This window comes from Microbacterium marinilacus, assembly GCF_019753765.1.
Lineage (GTDB): Bacteria > Actinomycetota > Actinomycetes > Actinomycetales > Microbacteriaceae > Microbacterium > Microbacterium marinilacus.
Map to the genome: position 1 here is coordinate 441777 of NZ_JAIJZW010000001.1, position 17857 is coordinate 459633.

Sequence of the window (17857 nt, forward strand, 5' to 3'; positions counted from 1 at the left end):
GCGGCCCCGTCGCGCCCGCGGACGACGACGCGTTCGCCGAGCCCGTCGAGGAGGCTGTCGAGGAGACGATCGAGCTGCCCGACGAGGTGCGCGTGCTGGTCGAGGCGCTGCTCGCCGCCGACGAGGGATACGGCTCGGCCGAGCTGCGCGCGCAGCTCGCATCGGCCAGGGCGGTGCGGTACGAGGGTCCGGACCCCGACGGCTTCTGGCCCGGCATCGGTCTCGAGGTGCCGGGCGACCTGCCCCTCGCCGTCCCGGGCGATGCGAACTTCCCGGTCGTGGGGCTGTACCGTCCGCTCGACGGGCGGGTCTTCGAGGTGTACCTGACGGTCCTCGGCGGACGGCTGTCCACGCTCTCGATCAGCGAGGGGCGCGACTGGACCGAGGACGAGCAGGTCGAGTGGATGGAGGCCGGGCGCGGCGTGCACGAGCTGCCGGGCTGGCCGGTGCCGGCCGACCTCGAGCTCCTCGTCGAGACGCCGGGCGGCCTCCGCCCCGTCAGCGCCTGAGGCGCAGCCCGTCGGGCGTCTCCTCGAGGGGGAACAGGCGGGCGCGCTCGTCCGGCGTGCGGTTCGGCGTGTGCAGCGTCAGGAACAGCTTGCCGGAGGCGTCGGCGAAGATCATCCCGTGTCCGCCGTCGGCCGGCCAGATCGGCTCGTCCGCCTGCGTCCACGGCCCCGCGATGTCGCCGGAGGCGGAGGTCGCGACGCCCATCGCGTACCCGGAGTCGCCGAAGCTCGACCACAGCATCGTCAGCCGCCCGTCGCGGGTGCGGTGCATCGACGGCCCGTCGGTGACGTACACCTCGGGGAACTCCGGGCGAGGGATAGACCGTGCCCACGGCGCCTCGGACGCTCGGAACAGCAGGAACGGCTCGCCGACCGTTGCGCGCAGATCGTCGGAGAGCCGGACCGCCTGCACCTCGCCGTCGCCGACGTCCTTCCACTCGTGGCAGAAGACGAGGTAGGGCGTGCCGTCGCCCTCGAGATGGAGGGTGCCGTCGAGGCACTCCCAGGCGCGCGGGGTGAGAGGCCCGTCCGACCAGGGCTCGTACGGGCCCTCCGGACGCTCCGCGCGCAGCACCTGCGTGCCGCGCCGCTCGCCCTCGGCGGTGAAGGTGGCGAACATGTAGAACGCATCGCGGTAGCGGTGCACCTCGGGCGCCCAGTACTGGGTGTGCGACCAGAAGTCGGGCGACGGACGGAACGCCGGTGCGGGCCCGTGCCAGTGCTCCAGGTCGTCGCTCCAGTAGGTGTCGAACCCCGTCGCGGGGCCTGACCAGATGTCGACGTCGGTGCTGCCGAACAGGTGGTAGCGGCCGGTGCTGGTCCGGGGCGCGGGCCCGTCCGCGTCCGCGGGGACGTGCAGGACGAACGGATCGCGGATCTGGATGTCTTCGAGGCGCATGGCTGGTGTCGATTCTGCGGGAGCGGTCAGGAGAGGTCCAGGGGGAGGGGGCGGGCGACGCCGCGCACGTCGACGGTCGGCCACGCGGGGTCGAGCGACAGCACCTCCACGCCGTCCGGGGCGATCACGACGGTGTCCTCAGCCTTGACGCCGGGGGCCCACGGGTTCCAGGCGAACGCCTGTCCCGCGTGCACGAGTGCCGACGTGGCGGGCCCGGCCTTCGGGTCGCGGCCGGCGTATCCGGTCGGGCCTCCCTGATGGTGGGCGAGCCAGGCGTCGGCGCCGAACCCGTGGGCTTCGTAGGCGGCGGCGATGTCGCCCAGCACGTCGCCCATCGGGCGTCCGGGGCGGGTGGCGGCCCAGGCGTCCGCCTCCACCTCCTGCAGCCGCTGCTCGGCGTCCGTCCACGCCCCGCCGTCGGCGCCGGCGAGCAGCACCCACCGGGTGAGGCTCACGTGCAGGCCGTGGCGTCGGCCCGTGAGCACCGCCATGGCGCGGGCTCCGAGGGGCGCGTCCGTCGGCAGCGGATGCGGGACGTGCCCGCGTGAGGCCCCGGCGACGAGCGCGACCGACGGCTCGGCGCCGGCGGCGAACGCGCCGCGGACGAGGAGCCCGGCGAGCTCTCGCTCGGTCGTCTGCGGCGTGACCCGCGCCAGCACCTCGGTCATGACGCGAGCCATGTCGCGCCCGAGCGCGCGGTAGCGCCCGAGCTCGAGGGGCAGCAGCACGGCGCGTGCGGCGCGGAGCTCGTCGGCGACGTCGGCGTCGCGCAGCACACCCGGCTCCGTCGTCGACAGGTCGTCGTACCAGTCAACGACGCGGAACTCGGCGCCGGGCACCTCCTCGGCGGCGAGGCGGTCGGCCTCGTTCGCCGGCGCCGTCACCACCGCCGACCCGTCGCGGTGGACCGTCGCCGCGAACACCGGCGGGCCGCCGAGGGGCACGCCGGTGCGGGGCCCGTCGAAGTACCAGGCGAGAGCCTCGGGCGAGGTGAGCAGGATGCGGTCGGCTCCCCGTTCGTCGAGGATGTCGACGAGGCGGGCGTGCTTGAGCGGCCGGTCGGCGCTCGCGGGCTGGGCGGACAGCAGGGTCATGGCACGGGCTCCAATGCGTCGTAGGTGCGGAATCCGGGGCGCAGCCGCAGCAGCAGCAGCGCGATCGCGACGATGAGCGCCCCGCCGAGAAGGGGAGGGAGGAACAGCAGGCCCCCGGCGGCGAGCATCCCGGCGTACACGTCGCCGGCGCGCGGGCCCGCGGTCAGGACGAGGGTGTTGATTCCCTGCAGGCGACCGCGCAGCGTGTCCGGGGTGGCCGACTGCATCATGGTGGTGCGGAAGATGCCCGCGACGTTGTCGCTCGCGCCGACGAGCACGAGCGCGGCGCACAGGGCGACCAGAGCCAGCAGGTCCGGGCGGGAGCCGGAGACGGGGCGGCCGGCGAGCTCGAAGCCGAGCAGCAGCAGGCCGAACAGCGACACCGCAGCGCCGAAGGCGACGGTGCCGATCGCGACCGCGCGGCCGTGGCGGCGCACGCCGACGAGGCGTCCGGAGAACAGGCCGGACAGGATCACCCCCACGGCACCCGACGCGGTCAGGAGGCCGACGACGGTCGCGTCGCCGCCGACGAGGACGGCGCCGACGGCGGGCAGGATCGCGTAGCTGCGGCCGAACGCGAACGATGCCAGCTGCAGCCAGATGGCGGTGCGCAGGTTCGCCGCGCCGCGCAGGAACCGGAAGCCCGAGACGACGGCAGGCCAGCCGGACTCCGTGCGTCCCTCGGGCAGGATCGCGGGCAGCGAGACGATGCCCCAGAAGCCCACGAGGAACAGGGCGACGTCGATCGAATAGGTCCACGCGAAGCCGACGGTCGCGACCAGCACGCCGGCGAGGGCGGGGCCGAGCGCGCTCTGCAGGCCGGCGCTGAGCCCGCTGAGAGCGGCCACGGCCGGCAGCTGCTCGCGGGGCACGAGCCGAGGATGGATCGCGAACCGCGCGGCCCCGACGAGCGCGCCGACGGTGGACGAGAGCGTCGTGAAGGCGTAGTAGGGCCAGAGCGTGCGCACGTCGGCCCAGGCGAGGGCGGCGATCCCGACCGGCGCGACGAACGAGATCGTGGAGGCGACGATCAGCACGCGTCGGCGGTCGAACGCGTCGACGATCGCTCCGCCGAGCACGCCCATCACGATCATCGGCGCGAGCGCCAGCCCGCCCACGAGCGCGACGGCGGCGGTGGAGCCGCTGATCTCGTACACCTGGATGCCGATCGCGACGGCGGTGAGCTGCACGCCGATGCCGCCGAAGACGCCGCTCGTCCAGAACCGCAGGTAGGCGGGGGAGGTGCGCAGCGGGGTCAGATCCAGGAGGTACCGGCGCACGCCCTCAGGCTAGCGGAGAAACCGCTTTCACGCAGGGGTGCGCCCACCTGGCGAGAGCGCCCGGACGGCGGTGGGAGCGTCCGGACGCCTCAGTCCTTGAGCCGGACGAGCCGCTCGTGGCCGCTCTCCTGCACCTCGGCCAGCGTCTCGCGCGACTTCACGAAATCGGTGAACGAGCGGAAGCCGAGCGTCTTCTCGCTGAAGGAGGGGTCCATCCGGCGCATGTGCTGCTTGACCGCCGACGTGTGCAGCCACTCGGCGTCGTCGCCCTTGTCCCGACCCAGCCGCAGCGCCCGCTCGAGCAGCCGCGAGGCGGCCGCGTGCAGGTCCTCCGGGGGGATCTCGTCGAACGGCACCCCGGAGAAAAGCGGCTCGGCCGGCGGCTCGGCGGGCGGCGCCTGCTTCGCCCGCGACGCGCGCCGGCTGCGCTGCTTCGACGGTGCGTCCCCGGCCGTCGCCTCCGCACTCGAGGTCTCGCCGGCGGGGGCGTCGTCCGCGGGCGCCGGCTCGGACTTCGCGGCGTTCTGCTTCGGCTTCGCCGGCAGCGTCACGCCGGGGAGCGTGTCGTACGCCTCGAACTCGTCGCACGCGGCCGCGAGCGACTTGGCGGTGGAGCCCGCGACGCCGAGGCCGATCACGTAACGGCCGAGGCGCTTGCAGCGCTGGGCGAGCGGCACGTAGTCCGAGTCGCCCGCCACGATGACCACGTGCGTCAGATCGGGCAGGCGGAACATGTCCTCGACGGTGTCGACGGCCAGCCGGATGTCGGCGCCGTTCTTGGCGTACGCGGCCGCCGGGAACAGCTGCACCAGGTCGACGGCCCGGCCGACGAGCTGCGACCGGTAGATCGCGTTGACCGGGGACGACCAGTCGGCATATGCGCGCGTCAGCACCAACGTGCCGAAGGACGCCGCGTAGTCGATGATCGCGCCGACGTCGATCGTCGCCAGCGAGAGCTTCGCGGCGATCTCCGGGTCGGTGGGGTCCTCGGCGATCCGCTGCCGGTCCCTGCTGTACGAGTTGCGGCCGTGCACGCGGTCGTACCAGCTCATCACGATGTTGTCGAAGTCGAGGTATACGGCCACGCGGGCGTCGGGGGAGTCTGCCATGGTTCCAGTCTCTGAAGGGGGCGCTGAGGGGAGGGACGTCCGGGGGATCAGCTCTCCCCGGGATAGGTGAGGCCGATCTGGGCGCGGATCTCGTCGAGCGTGCCCATGATCGCCAGGGACTCGTCGAGCGGCAGCTCCCGGCCCTCGAGCAGGCCCTCGGCCACGAAGCCCTCGGCGGCGATCGCCTGGTACTGCATGCCGCGTCCCTCGACGTGGGACTCGTAGCGCTCGAGGACCGTGCCGTCCGGCGCCGTGACGGTGAACGACGTGGGCGTGTACCAGACGCGGTCGATGTCGATGCGGGCCTCGGCGCCCACGATGTGGGCGGTGTTCGCGCCCGCGGCGCGCGAGGACGAGATCGTCGTCGACAGGGCGCCCGACGCGTGGGCCATGACGGTGGCGACCTCGGCGTCGGCCCCCGTCTCGCCGAACCGGGCCGCGGCCTGGACCGTGACCGGCTCGCCCAGGATGTCCCAGGCGAACGACACCGGGTAGATGCCGAGGTCGAGCAGTGCCCCGCCGCCGAGGCTCATCGCGTTGATGCGGTGCCCTGGGTCCTGCGGCAGGCGCTGCGTGTGGTCGGCGAACAGCGCACGCACCTCTCCGAGCGTCCCGGACTCGATGATCTCCCGCACGCGCACCATGTGCGGCAGGTAGCGCGTCCACATCGCCTCCATGACGAGCAGGCCCATCTCCCGCGCCAGGTCGGCGAGCTCCTGCGCCTCGCCTCGGTTCAGCGTGAACGGCTTCTCGACCAGCGCGTGCTTGCCCGCCTCGAGCACCAGCCGGGCGTTCGCTGCGTGCATCGGGTGCGGCGTCGACACGTAGACGATGTCGATGTCGGGGTCGGCTGCCAGCTCCTCGTACGAGCCGTGCGCACGGGCGATGCCGAACTCGGCCGCGAACGCGTCGGCCGATGCCTGGGAGCGCGATCCCACCGCTGCGAGGTCGAGGCCGGCCGTCCGCAGGTCGGAGGCGAAGGCGTGTGCGATGCCGCCCGTGGCGAGGATGCCCCAGCGGAGCCGTGAGTCAGTCGCGTGTCCGGTCATGCCTCGAGCCTACGTGGGGTCATGGGACGTGTGTCCCGGGGGTCCGCGGTCGTCGCTCGTCGTCCGCGCGAGGTCAGGGCACGATCAACAGCTTGCCGGGCGCGCCGTCGCGGCTCGCCCGCTGCGCGTCCGCCGCCCGATCGAGGGGGAAGCGCTCGCCCAGCTCGACCGAGAAGCGGCCGGCGGCCAGCAGTGCGAGCACGACCGGGATGGCCTCCGACCGCCAGGTCAGCTGCTGCTCGGTGAGGGGATCCGGCGCGCCGCCCGAGAACGCGCGGATGCCGAGACCCGCGGCGTCCGCGCCGCGCACGATCGTCGCGATGCGGGAGCGGTCCTCGAGCAGCTCGACGGACGCCTCGAGCGCCTCGTCGGTTCCTGCGCAGTCGAGCACGACGGTCACGCCGTCCGGAGCCGTGTCGCGCACCCTCTCGACGAGCCCGTCGCCGTACGCGACGGGCTCGGCGCCCAGGTCGGCCACCCGATCGGCGCGCGCGTCGCTGGTGGTCGCGAGCACGCGGGCGCCCGCCAGCACGGCCAGCTGGATCGCCGCCTGCCCCACCGAGCCGGAGCCGCCGTGCACGAGCAGGGTGTCGTCGCCGCGCACGGCGAGGGAGCGCAGCGCCTGGTAGGCGGTGCCCACGGGCGTGCCGAGGGCGGCGCCGACCGACGCCGAGACGCCCGCCGGCCGCGCGAACACCTTGTCGGCCGGCACGACGAGGTCCGTGGCGTAGGCGCCGAGCTTGCCCGCGAAGACCACCGGGTCGCCGACGCGGACGCCGTCGACGTCGTCGCCGACGGCGGTGACATGACCCGCGCCGTCCGTGCCCGTGCCACGGGGCTTCGTGATCGGCGCGGACGGCCGGATGGCCTCGCGCAGCTTCCAGTCGATCGGGTTCACGCCCGCGGCCTCGACGCGGATCGCGACCTGGCCCGCCGCCGGGACGGGGTCGGGGATGTCGTCGAGGGTGAGGACCTCGGGGCCGCCGAACTCGGTGTAGTGGATCGCCTTCGCCATACCGCTCAGGGTAGCGCCGCGCGACGGCGCCCGTCAGGCGATGTCGGAGGGAGGCAGCACATGGTGCCGCCCGCGCGGCAGCACCATGGGGGCGCCCGACACCGGGTCGGGGATGACGACCGCGTCGAGCTCGAACACCTGCGAGATGAGGTCGCTCGTCATCACGTCGGCCGGCGGGCCGCTCGCGACGAGCTCGCCCTGCCGCATGGCGAAGACGTGGTCCGCGTATCGGGCGGCCATGTTCATGTCGTGCAGCACCATCACGATCGTGGTGCCCTTCGAGCGGTTCAGGTCGGTCAGCAGGTCGAGCACCTCGATCTGGTGGGCGACGTCGAGGAACGTCGTGGGCTCGTCGAGCAGGAGGATGCCCGTCTCCTGCGCGAGCGCCATGGCGATCCAGACGCGTTGCCGCTGCCCGCCGGACAGCTCGTCGACCGCGCGGTCGGCGAGCTCCGAGACGCCCGTGGCGGCGAGTGCCTCCGCGACGGCGGCCTCGTCCGCCGGCGACCAGGAGCGGAACATCTTCTGATGGGGATGCCGGCCGCGCCCGACGAGGTCGGCGACCGCGATGCCCTCGGGGGCGATCGGCGACTGCGGCAGCAGGCCCAGCGATCGCGCGAGCTGCTTGGTCGGGATCGACGCGATGCTCTGCCCGTCGAGCACGACCTCGCCGGTCTGGGGCGAGAGCAGCCGTGCGAGGGTCTTCAGCAGCGTCGACTTGCCGCACGCGTTGGCGCCGACGATGACGCTGATCCTGCCGCTCGGCACCGTCAGGTCGACGCCCTTGACGATGGGGGAGGCACCGTAGCCGGAGACGAGCTGCGAGGCCTGGAGGGTGGGGGTGGTGGTCACGAGGAGCCTCCGGTGCGGTTCGTGCGGATGAGCAGGTAGAGCAGGTAGGGCGCGCCGAGCACGCCGGTGATGACGCCGACGGGGAACGACGTGTCGAATGCGAACTGCCCGATGAGGTCGGCGGCGAGCACCAGCACCGCGCCGGTCAGGGCGGCGGGGATCGTGAGGCTCGTGCCGGGGCCGACGAGGCGCGCGGCGATCGGGCCGGCGAGGAAGGCGACGAAGGCGATCGGTCCCGTCGTCGCAGTCGCGAAGCACGCGAGGGCGACGGCCGAGACGATGAGGAGCAGCCGCGCCCTGTCGACGCGCACGCCGAGCGCCGTCGCCGACCCGTCGCCGAGCTCGAGCGCCCGCAGGTCGCGCGAGAGGAAGAGGACGAGCGGCAGCAGCAGCGCCGTGGCGATCGCGAGGGGCACGACGCCCTGCCAGTCCGAGCCGTTGAGGCTGCCCGTGAGCCAGCGCATCGCCACCGGGAGATCCCACTCGGCCGCCCGCTGGATGAGGAACGACACGACGGCGTCGAGCATCGCGCCGACGCCGATGCCGATCAGGATGAGGCGTCCCCCGGTCGACTCGCCCCCGCGCGCGGCGAACGAGATGACGATCGCCGTGGCGATCCCCGCCACGAGCGCGACCGCCATGGTCGCACCGGCGCCCCAGTGCAGCACCACCAGGCACAGGACCGCGGCGGCGCTCGCGCCCGAGGTGATGCCGATCACATCGGGGCTCGCCAGCGGGTTGCGCAGCATGGTCTGGAACGTGGTGCCGGCGACCCCGAACGCGATCCCGGCGAGCACGCCCGTGATCATCCGCGGGATCCGCAGCGTGCCGACGGTGAACGAGGCGCCCGGCACGGTCTCGCCGAGCATGACGCCGACGACGTCCTCGACGGGGTAGATCGTGTTGCCGAGCATCAGCATGGCCGCCATGAGCGCCAGCAGGAGCGCGGTGAGCACGCCCACGGCGACGAGGCGGCGCCGTGTGCGGCGACGGCGACCCAGCTGGATCGCCTGGATCGTCTCGGGGGGCGCGGACGGGGTCATGATCGTCATCAGAGGGCCTTCAGTCGCGTGCGACGGGCGATGACGATGAGCACCGGCGCGCCGACGAACGCCGTGACGATCCCGGCCTCCACCTCGCCCGGATAGCCCAGCAGACGTCCGATGGTGTCGGAGAGGGTGAGCAGCACGGCTCCGCCGAGAGCGGAGGCCGGCAGCAGCCAGCGCTGGTCCGGCCCGAAGAGCATGCGCATGACGTGCGGCACCATGAGACCGACGAACGCGATGGGTCCGGCGACGGCCGTGACCGCCGCGCAGAGGACGACGCCCGCGGCCGACGCGACGATGCGCGCGGCGTTCACGTTGACGCCGAGGCCGGCCGCCACCTCCTCGCCCAGCGCGAGGGCGTTCAGCACCGGTGCGCACAGGAGCGAGACGAGCGCGGCGACGGCGAGCAGCGGCGCGACGATCGCGAGCGTCGACCAGTCGGCCCCGGCGACGCCGCCCACCTGCCAGAAGCGGAACACGTCCATCGCGGCGATGCGGGGGAGCAGCACGGCGCTCACGAGGGACGACAGGGCCGCGGTCGTCGCCGCGCCGGCGAGGGCGAGCTTGATCGGCGTCGAGCCTCCGGGCCCGAGGGAGCCGATGACGTACACGAAGACTGCGACGATCGTGCCGCCGGCGAGGGCGAGCACGAGGTACTCGATCGTCGAGGTGATGCCGAGGAAGGCGATGCCGCAGACGACGAACAGCGCGGCGCCCGTGTTCACGCCGAGGATGCCGGGGTCCGCGATCGGATTGCGCGTCACCGCCTGCATGAGCGCGCCGGAGAGGCCGAGCGCCGCGCCCGCGACGATCGCGAGGACGGTGCGCGGGATCCGCTGCTGCACGGCGATCGCGCCGATGTCCTGCGCGGTCTGGCCCTGCAGCCATGCCGAGAGCCCCTCGGCGACCTCCTCGATGGAGACCGAGCGGGATCCCAGGGCGAGCGACAGCGCCACCGCGATGGCGATGGCGATCAGGATCCCGGTGAGGAAGACGGAACGACGACGCGCAGCCGACCGCGGGCCGGCTGCGCGTCGTGTCTCGTCGGTGAGGACGGTCACTCCGCCTTGGCGACCGCGTCGTCCAGCAGGCCGACGTACTCGTCGAGCATCCACGGGATCGACAGGGCCGTGGGCGACGAGGCGGCCGCGAGTCCCTCGCCGTTGCCGCCCAGCGTGACGACGGCGCCGTTCTGCACGGCCGGCAGCGTGTTCCACAGCGGGTCGGCCTGGAGCGCGGCGAGCAGGTCCTCGTCGCCGTAGCTGACGATCACGTCGACGTCGGCGAGCTGGTCGGCGTTCTCAGCCGAGACCTCGAGCGCGAACTCGCCCTCGGCGCCCGCGGCCAGCGACGCCTCGGGGGCGGTGAAGCCGAGGTCCGTGAGGAAGGCGGTGCGCGGGTCGATGTCGGAGTAGATCCAGCCCGAGGACAGGTCGGCGGCGCTGAAGGAGAACAGCGCGGCGGTCTTGCCGGAGAAGTCGGAGTCGGCCGTGGCGTCGGCGATCTGCTGGTCGAGGTCGGCGATCAGCTGCTCGCCCTCCGAGGCGAGACCGAGCGCGGTGGCGTCCAGGGTGATGGCGTCGCGCCACTGCGTGCCCCAGGCGAGCTCCGGGAACGCGACGGTCGGGGCGATCTCGGAGAGCGTCGCGTAGTCGTCCTCGGTGAGACCGGAGTAGGCGCCGAGGATGACGTCCGGCTGGGCGTCGGCGATGGCCTCGAAGTCGACGCCGTCGGTGGTGTCGAAGATGTCGGGCTCCTCGGCGCCGAGCTCTTCGTACGCGTCGGTCGTCCACTCGTACAGGCCGAGGCCGTCGGAGCCGTCCATCGACCACGTCTGGTCGTCGACGCCGACCGGCGCGACGCCGAGCGCGAGGGCGACGTCCTGGTTGGCCCAGCCGATCGAGACGACGCGCTCGGGCTGCGCCTCGATCGTGGTGGTGCCGAGCGCGTGCTCGATCTCGATGGGGAACGCCGCGTCGTCGGCGGCTGCGGGCGCCGACGACTCGCCCGCGGGGGCGGTCGAGGTGGAGCAGGCGGCGAGGGAGACGGTCATGGCGACGGCGGCCGTGGCCGCGCCGAGATAGCGTGCGATGCGCAAGGGAGATCCCTTCGGGAGGATGACGGGGCGCCTCTACCAAAGTGAGGCTCACCTAAGTTACACCGCCCGCGGCTCGTCTCAAAGCCGGACGCACGAGGACGGCCCCGCCCCCTCGGCGAGGGGACGGGGCCGTGCCGTCGGCGATGCCGGCTAGAGGGCGGCGATCGCGTCGTTGAACGTGGCGGACGGGCGCATCACGGCGCCCGCCTTCGCGGCGTCCGGGCGGTAGTAGCCCCCGATGTCGGCGCTCTCGCCCTGTACGGCGAGCAGCTCCTCGACGATCGACCTCTCGTCGGCGGCGAGCCGCTCCGCGAGCGGTGCGAACGCCCCGGCGAGCTCGGCGTCGTCGGTCTGTCGCGCCAGCTCCTGCGCCCAGTACAGGGCGAGGTAGAAGTGCGATCCGCGGTTGTCGATCGTGCCCAGCCGGCGGCCCGGCGAGCGGTCCTCGTCGAGGAACGTGCCCGTCGCCCGGTCGAGCGTGTCGGCCAGCACCTGTGCCTTGTCGTTGCCGGTGGCCTGGGCGAGGTGCTCGAAGGAGGCGGCCAGAGCGAAGAACTCGCCCAGCGAGTCCCAGCGCAGGTAGTCCTCCGCGACGAGCTGCTGCACGTGCTTGGGGGCCGAGCCGCCCGCACCCGTCTCGAACAGGCCGCCTCCGGCCATGAGCGGCACGATGGAGAGCATCTTCGCCGAGGTGCCGACCTCGAGGATCGGGAAGAGGTCGGTGTTGTAGTCGCGCAGGACGTTGCCGGTCACCGAGATGGTGTCGAGGCCCTGGCGGATGCGCGCCAGCGAGAACGCGGTGGCCTCCGCGGGCGCCATGACGTGGATCTCGAGCCCCTCGGTGTCGTGCTCGGGCAGGTACTGCTCGATCTTCGCGATGAGGTTGGCGTCGTGGGCGCGGTTCACGTCGAGCCAGAACACGGCGGGCGTGTCCGACAGGCGGGCGCGCTGCACGGCGAGCTTCACCCAGTCGCGGATGGGCGCGTCCTTCGTCTGGCACGCGCGCCAGACGTCGCCCGCCTCGACCTCATGCGACAGGAGCACGTCTCCGGACGAGCTGACGACGCGCACCGTTCCGGCGTCGGCGATCTCGAACGTCTTGTCGTGCGAGCCGTACTCCTCGGCCGCCTGGGCCATGAGGCCCACGTTCGGCACCGTGCCCATGGTGGCCGGGTCGAGCGCGCCGTTGGCCCGGCAGTCGTCGATCGTCGCCTGGTAGATGCCGGCGTACGACGAGTCGGGGATCACCGCGAGCGTGTCGGCCTCCTGGCCGTCCGGTCCCCACATGTGGCCGCCGATGCGGATCATGGCGGGCATCGACGCGTCGACGATGACGTCGCTGGGCACGTGCAGGTTGGTGATGCCCTTGTCCGAGTTGACCATCGCGAGCTCGGGGCCCTCCGCGAGGGCGGCGTCGAAGGCGGCCTTGATCTCCGCGCCGTTCGGCAGCGCGTCCAGCCCCGCGAGGATCGCGCCCAGCCCGTCGTTGGGCGACAGCTCGGCGGCGGCCAGGTCGGCGCCGTGCTTCTCGAACACGGGCTTGAAGAAGGCCTTGACCACGTGGCCGAACAGGATCGGGTCGCTGACCTTCATCATGGTCGCCTTGAGGTGCACCGAGAACAGCACGCCCTCGGCCTTCGCGCGCGCGACCTGCTCCTCGAGGAACGCGTCCAGCGCCTTCGCGCTCATGAACGTCGCGTCCACGACCTCGCCCTCGAGCACCTTCAGGTCGCTCTTGAGCACCGTGATCGCGCCGGACGCGTCGACGTGCTCGATGCGCAGCGTGTCGTCGGACGGCGACACGTACGACTTCTCGTTCGCGAAGAAGTCGTCGTGGCCCATCGTCGCCACGTCGGTCTTCGAGTCGGCGCTCCACGTGCCCATCGAGTGGGGGTGCGCCTTGGCGTACGCCTTCACGGAGGCGGGGGCGCGGCGGTCGGAGTTGCCCTGGCGCAGCACCGGGTTGACGGCGGAGCCCTTGACCCGGTCGTAGCGGGCCGCGGCGTCGCGCTCCTCGTCGGTCTCCGGGTTGGCGGAGTAGGCGGGGATGTCGTAGCCGAGCGCCTGGAGCTCGGCGATGGCCGCCTCGAGCTGCGGCACCGACGCCGAGATGTTCGGGAGCTTGATGATGTTCGCCGACGGGTCGTGCGCGAGCTCGCCGAGCTCGGCGAGCGCGTCGCCCACGCGCTGCTCCTCGGTGAGGCGCTCCGGGAACTGCGCGAGGATGCGTCCGGCGAGCGAGATGTCGCGGGTCTCGATCTCGATGCCCGCCTTCGCCGCGTAGCCCGCGACGATCGGCAGGAACGAGTACGTCGCCAGCAGCGGTGCCTCGTCGGTGTGCGTGTAGATGATCTTCGACATGCGGAAGAAGCTCCAGGGGTCGGTACCGGATCGGCGCCCGACTGCCGGTCGGCAGGGCGCGGATTCTCTCGATCTCAAGATACCTGAGGGCGTGCGTCGCTCCGGTTCGGCGCCGGCGGGCGCGCTCGCCGCGGGCGTGAGAGCATCGCATCGTGACCCCGGTGACCTACGCATCCCGTGCCGCGCGCTTCCGACCGTCCGGCGTGCGATCGGTGTTCGACATCGCGATGCGTCCCGGCATGATCTCGCTCGCCGGCGGCAGCCCCGATCTCGCCGCGCTGCCGCGCGACCGGGTCGCCGAGCTCTCCGCGGGCCTGATCCGCGACCGCGGCGTCGACGCGCTGCAGTACCAGCCTGCGCAGGGCCTCGACGGCACGATCGAGGCGATCCGGGAGGTGATGCGCGCCGAGGGCGTCGAGGCCGACGCGGAGCGGATCCAGGTCACCGCCGGGTCGCAGCTGGCGCTGCAGGCGATCGCGACGCTGCTGATCGACCCGGGCGACACCGTGCTCGCGGAGGCGCCGACCTACGTCGGCGCGCTGGCGGTCTTCGGCGGGCTCGAGGCGGCGGTCGCACAGGTGCCGATCGACGACGACGGCATCGTCCCGGCCGCTCTCGAGGAGACGATCGCGCGCGTGCGGGCGTCGGGCTCCCGCATCCCCTTCCTCTACACGGTGCCGACGTTCGGCAACCCGTCGGGCGCGACCCTCAGCGAGCCGCGACGCGACGCCGTCGTGGAGATCTGCCGGCGCGAGGGCATCGTGATCGTCGAGGACAACCCGTACGGCCTGCTCGCCTTCGACGACGTGCCGCGGACCACGCTGTACGCCCGCGACCCGGAGAACGTCGTCTACCTGGGGTCGTTCTCGAAGATCTTCTCGCCCGGCCTGCGGGTCGGCTGGCTGGTCGCGCCGCCCGAGCTGCGGGCCCGGGCGCAGCTGGTGATCGAGGCCGCGATCATCCACGCCTCGGTGCCCGGCCAGCTGCTCGCCGAGCGGTTCGTGGTCGAGACCGACTGGCGCGAGCACGTGCGCCGCAGCACCGAGGTCTACCGCGGGCGCCGCGACGCCCTGATGGCGGCCCTCGAGCGGCACATGCCCGATGGCACCTCCTGGACACGGCCGGAGGGCGGCTTCTTCACGGTGGTCACGCTGCCGCCCGGCGCCCCGACGGCCCCGCTGCTCGACGCCGCGATCGCCGCCCGCGTGGTCTACGTCCCCGGCAGCGAGTTCATGGCGGACGGCAGCCGCGCCGACACGATGCGCCTCGCGTACAGCTTCGAGCCCGAGGACCGGCTCGCCGAGGGGGTCCGTCGTCTGGGCGACGCCGTCCGGTCCCTTGCGCAGCGCGGATGATCGAACCCACCCCCGAGCGAAGGAACGACGACGTGGCCACACGCTCCACCACCACCACGAGCACGAGCACACCGAGCGCGCCCGCGCTGCGCGACGCCGTCGTGATCGGCGGCAACCGCATCCCCTTCGCCCGGGCGGGCAGGAGGTATGCCGACGCCTCGAACCAGGAGATGCTCACCGCCGCGCTCGAGGGCCTCGTCGAGCGCTTCGCCCTCCAGGGCGAGCGCCTCGGCGAGGTCGTCGCCGGCGCGGTCCTGAAGCACTCCCGCGACTTCAACCTCGTCCGTGAGTGCGTGCTCGGCTCGTCGCTGTCGCCGCAGACGCCGGCATACGACCTGCAGCAGGCCTGCGCCACGGGACTCGAGGCCGCCATCGCGGTGTCGAACAAGATCAGGCTCGGTCAGATCGAGTCGGGCGTGGCCGGCGGCACCGACACGATCTCCGACGCCCCGATCGCCGTGAGCGAGGGCCTGCGCCGGGTGCTGCTGGACGCCTCGCACGCCAAGACGCTGACGCAGCGCCTGAAAGCGCTCGCGAGACTGCGCCCGGCCGATCTCAAGCCGCTGAGCCCCTCGACCGACGAGCCGCGCACGGGGCTGTCCATGGGCGAGCACCAGGCCCTCACGACGGCGCACTGGGGCATCGCACGCGAGGCACAGGACGAGATCGCGCTGCACAGCCATCAGAACCTGGCGAGAGCATGGGAGGCGGGTTTCTTCGACGACCTGGTCACGCCCTTCCGCGGCCTCACGCGCGATGACAACCTGCGCGCCGACACCTCCCTGGCGAAGCTCGCGAGCCTGAGTCCCGTGTTCGGAAAGGGTCTCCCGTCGACACCGACCATGACCGCGGGCAACTCGACACCGCTGACGGACGGCGCCTCGGCCGTGCTGCTGGCGTCGCGCGACTGGGCCGAGGAGCGCGACCTGCCGGTGTTGGCGCGGGTCGTCGACGCCGAGACGGCCGCGGTCGACTTCGTCGGCGGCCGCGAGGGGCTGCTGATGGCGCCCGTGCATGCCGTGCCGCGCCTGCTCGCGCGCAACGGCCTCACGCTGGGCGACATCGACCTCCTCGAGATCCACGAGGCGTTCGCCGCGACGGTGCTCACCACGCTCGCCGCGTGGGAGGACGACGCCTACTGCCGCGCCGAGCTCGGCCTCGACGGCGCGCTCGGCGCCGTCGACCGCGCGAGGCTCAACGTCAACGGCTCCTCGCTCGCCGCCGGTCATCCCTTCGCCGCCACCGGAGGCCGCATCCTCGCCTCGGCCGCGAAGCTGGTCGCGCAGCGGGCCGCCGAGACCGGGGGACCCGTCCGCGCGCTCCTCTCGGTCTGCGCCGCCGGCGGCCTCGGCGCCACCGCGCTCATCGAGTCGGTCTGACTGCGCCCGGCCCATTCGCGCGGATCAGGAGATCTGCGCGGATGGGCCGGCACCGGCCGCGTCCCTCCTGAACGACGCAGATCTCCTGATCCACGTGCCCTGCGGGGCGCCCACGGCCGCAGCGGCGAGACGGTCAGCGGGACATGCGGGCCAGGAAGGCGCGCGTACGCTCGTGCTGCGGGGCATCGATCACCTGGGACGGCGGCCCCTGCTCGACCACGACGCCGTCGGCCATGAACACGACGCGGTCGCAGACCTCGCGGGCGAACCCGATCTCGTGGGTCACCACGATCATCGTCATGCCCTCGTCGGCCAGGCGGCGCATCACGCCCAGCACCTCGCCGACGAGCTCGGGGTCGAGCGCGCTGGTGGGCTCGTCGAACAGCATCACCTTCGGCTTCATGGCGAGCGCGCGGGCGATCGCCACCCGCTGCTGCTGCCCGCCCGACAGCTGCGACGGGTAGGCGTCGGCGCGGTGGGCCAGGCCGACGCTGTCGAGCAGCGCCATGGCCTCCGCACGCGCCTCGGCGCGCGGACGACGACGCACGCGCAGCGGCGCCTCCACCACGTTCTCGAGCGCCGTCAGGTGGCCGAACAGGTTGAAGCGCTGGAACACCATGCCGATGTCACGGCGCCGAGCCGCGACCTCCTTCGGCCGCAGCTCGTGGAGGCGGCCGCGGTGCTCGCGATAGCCGACCAGGACGCCGTCCACGCGGATCTCGCCCCGGTCCACGTCCTCCAGGTGGTTGACGCAGCGCAGCAGCGTCGACTTCCCGGAGCCGGACGGGCCGAGGACGCCGACGACCTCGCCCGCGTTCACCTCGAGGCTCACGCCCTTCAGCACCTCGTTGTGGCCGTACGACTTCTCGACGTCCTGGATCGTGACCAGCGGCGCGGGCGGCACGGTCGTGTCGACGGGAGTGCTCATCGGGTGGCCTCCTTGCGGGCGCGCAGCGGCAGCATCCTCGCCAGCCACGCGGACGGGGCGCGGTCCTTGTCGAAGCGACGCTCGATCCACAGCTGCAGCACGCTCGCGACCGTCGTCAGCACCAGGTACCAGCAGGCGGCGATGATCAGCATCTCCATGCGCGTGAAGTCCGTCGCGCCGATCTGCTGCGCACGGTAGAGCATGTCTCCCGCGCCGATCACCGATACGAGCGAGGTCTCCTTCAGCAGCGTCACGAGCTCGTTGCCGGTGGGCGGCAGGATCGAGCGCATCGCCTGGGGCAGCACGATCCGCGCCATCGTCTGCCCGGGGGTCATGCCGAGCGCGCCGGCGGCCTCGGCCTGGCCGCGGTCCACGGACAGGATCCCGCCGCGGACGATCTCCGCCATGTAGGCGGCCTCGTTCAGCGCGAGCGCGAGGATCGCGGCGGCGAAGGGCGGGATCGTGTTGGTCTGGAAGACGGTGAAGCCGAGGTCGATCGTGGGCAGGAACAGCGACAGGTTGAACCACACCAGCACCTGCACCAGCAGCGGCGTGCCGCGGAACAGCCACACGAAGCCGAAGGCGAACGCCGACAGCAGGCGGTTGCGCGAGATCCGCATCACCGCGATGCCGACGCCGAGCACCACTCCCAGCACCATGCTGACGATCGTCAGCACGACGGTCACGCCGAGGCCCTGCAGGATGGCCTCCGCGCCGAAGCGTGAGACCACGACCTCCCAGCGGATCACGCTGTTGGCGGCGATCTCGTAGATCACCTTCGCCAGCAGCGCCACGACGATCGCGACGGTGATCCACTGGCCGTAGTGCCGCACCGGGACGACCGGCGGCCGCGTCCGGTCCGGCGTGACCGGAGAAGTCATCGG

At 72.7% G+C, this 17857-nt stretch carries 16 protein-coding genes; 3 read left to right on the forward strand and 13 right to left on the reverse strand.

Annotated features, from left to right (window positions below; translation table 11 throughout):
- The first annotated feature begins 92 nt into the window (after nt 1-92).
- Nucleotides 93-509 (forward strand): hypothetical protein, encoded by a 417-nt coding sequence (locus K5S26_RS01990; protein WP_221855479.1) that lies wholly within the window; start codon nt 93-95, stop codon nt 507-509.
- Here the strand turns inward: K5S26_RS01990 and K5S26_RS01995 are convergent.
- The 11 genes from K5S26_RS01995 to K5S26_RS02045 all read right to left on the reverse strand — a co-directional run bounded on the left by K5S26_RS01995 (nt 499) and on the right by K5S26_RS02045 (nt 13311).
- Entirely contained in the window at nt 499-1407 is a 909-nt protein-coding gene (locus tag K5S26_RS01995) for a glycoside hydrolase family 43 protein (protein WP_221855480.1), read from the reverse strand. The genes K5S26_RS01990 and K5S26_RS01995 overlap by 11 nt on opposite strands.
- 26 nt (nt 1408-1433) lie before the next feature.
- The gene (locus tag K5S26_RS02000; RefSeq protein WP_221855482.1) at nt 1434-2501 is read right to left on the reverse strand and encodes a M24 family metallopeptidase; all 1068 of its coding nucleotides are present in this window, start codon (nt 2499-2501) and stop codon (nt 1434-1436) included.
- Nucleotides 2498-3781: an MFS transporter gene (locus tag K5S26_RS02005; RefSeq protein ID WP_221855484.1), complete on the reverse strand. Its 1284-nt coding sequence runs from the start codon at nt 3779-3781 to the stop codon at nt 2498-2500. Before K5S26_RS02005 ends, K5S26_RS02000 begins: the two co-directional genes overlap by 4 nt.
- A gap of 89 nt (nt 3782-3870) precedes the next feature.
- Nucleotides 3871-4890: an NYN domain-containing protein gene (locus K5S26_RS02010; protein WP_221855486.1), complete on the reverse strand. Its 1020-nt coding sequence runs from the start codon at nt 4888-4890 to the stop codon at nt 3871-3873.
- A gap of 47 nt (nt 4891-4937) precedes the next feature.
- Nucleotides 4938-5939: a Gfo/Idh/MocA family protein gene (locus tag K5S26_RS02015; protein WP_221855487.1), complete on the reverse strand. Its 1002-nt coding sequence runs from the start codon at nt 5937-5939 to the stop codon at nt 4938-4940.
- Between the two features lie 73 nt (nt 5940-6012).
- Nucleotides 6013-6954: a quinone oxidoreductase family protein gene (locus K5S26_RS02020; protein ID WP_221855489.1), complete on the reverse strand. Its 942-nt coding sequence runs from the start codon at nt 6952-6954 to the stop codon at nt 6013-6015.
- 33 nt (nt 6955-6987) lie between these two features.
- On the reverse strand, nt 6988-7806 hold the full coding sequence (locus K5S26_RS02025) for an ABC transporter ATP-binding protein (RefSeq protein WP_221855491.1): 819 nt from the start codon (nt 7804-7806) through the stop codon (nt 6988-6990).
- Complete coding sequence (locus K5S26_RS02030; protein ID WP_221855493.1) at nt 7803-8858, reverse strand: FecCD family ABC transporter permease; 1056 nt, start codon at nt 8856-8858, stop codon at nt 7803-7805. Before K5S26_RS02030 ends, K5S26_RS02025 begins: the two co-directional genes overlap by 4 nt.
- Complete coding sequence (locus tag K5S26_RS02035) at nt 8858-9913, reverse strand: FecCD family ABC transporter permease (protein ID WP_221855495.1); 1056 nt, start codon at nt 9911-9913, stop codon at nt 8858-8860. The genes K5S26_RS02030 and K5S26_RS02035 overlap by 1 nt, the downstream gene beginning before the upstream one ends.
- Nucleotides 9910-10950, reverse strand: a complete 1041-nt coding sequence (locus K5S26_RS02040; RefSeq protein WP_246603414.1) for an iron-siderophore ABC transporter substrate-binding protein — start codon at nt 10948-10950, stop codon at nt 9910-9912. Before K5S26_RS02040 ends, K5S26_RS02035 begins: the two co-directional genes overlap by 4 nt.
- A 150-nt stretch (nt 10951-11100) precedes the next feature.
- A complete protein-coding gene (locus K5S26_RS02045) occupies nt 11101-13311 on the reverse strand; it encodes an NADP-dependent isocitrate dehydrogenase (protein ID WP_221855497.1) in 2211 nt (736 codons plus the stop codon).
- A 152-nt stretch (nt 13312-13463) separates the two neighbouring features.
- Between K5S26_RS02045 and K5S26_RS02050 the strand changes: the two genes are divergently transcribed.
- Nucleotides 13464-14666 carry an aminotransferase-like domain-containing protein gene (locus tag K5S26_RS02050; protein ID WP_308122717.1) on the forward strand — a complete coding sequence of 401 codons (1203 nt, stop codon included), beginning with the start codon at nt 13464-13466 and terminating at the stop codon, nt 14664-14666.
- A gap of 32 nt (nt 14667-14698) precedes the next feature.
- The gene (locus K5S26_RS02055) at nt 14699-16045 is read left to right on the forward strand and encodes an acetyl-CoA C-acetyltransferase (RefSeq protein ID WP_372454376.1); all 1347 of its coding nucleotides are present in this window, start codon (nt 14699-14701) and stop codon (nt 16043-16045) included.
- Nucleotides 16046-16178: 133 nt separating this feature from the next.
- Here K5S26_RS02055 and K5S26_RS02060 read toward each other — a convergent pair whose 3' ends face one another.
- On the reverse strand, nt 16179-16973 hold the full coding sequence (locus K5S26_RS02060) for an amino acid ABC transporter ATP-binding protein (protein WP_221855501.1): 795 nt from the start codon (nt 16971-16973) through the stop codon (nt 16179-16181).
- Nucleotides 16970-17854, reverse strand: a complete 885-nt coding sequence (locus K5S26_RS02065; protein WP_221855503.1) for an amino acid ABC transporter permease — start codon at nt 17852-17854, stop codon at nt 16970-16972. Before K5S26_RS02065 ends, K5S26_RS02060 begins: the two co-directional genes overlap by 4 nt.
- Nucleotides 17855-17857: the final 3 nt, after the last annotated feature.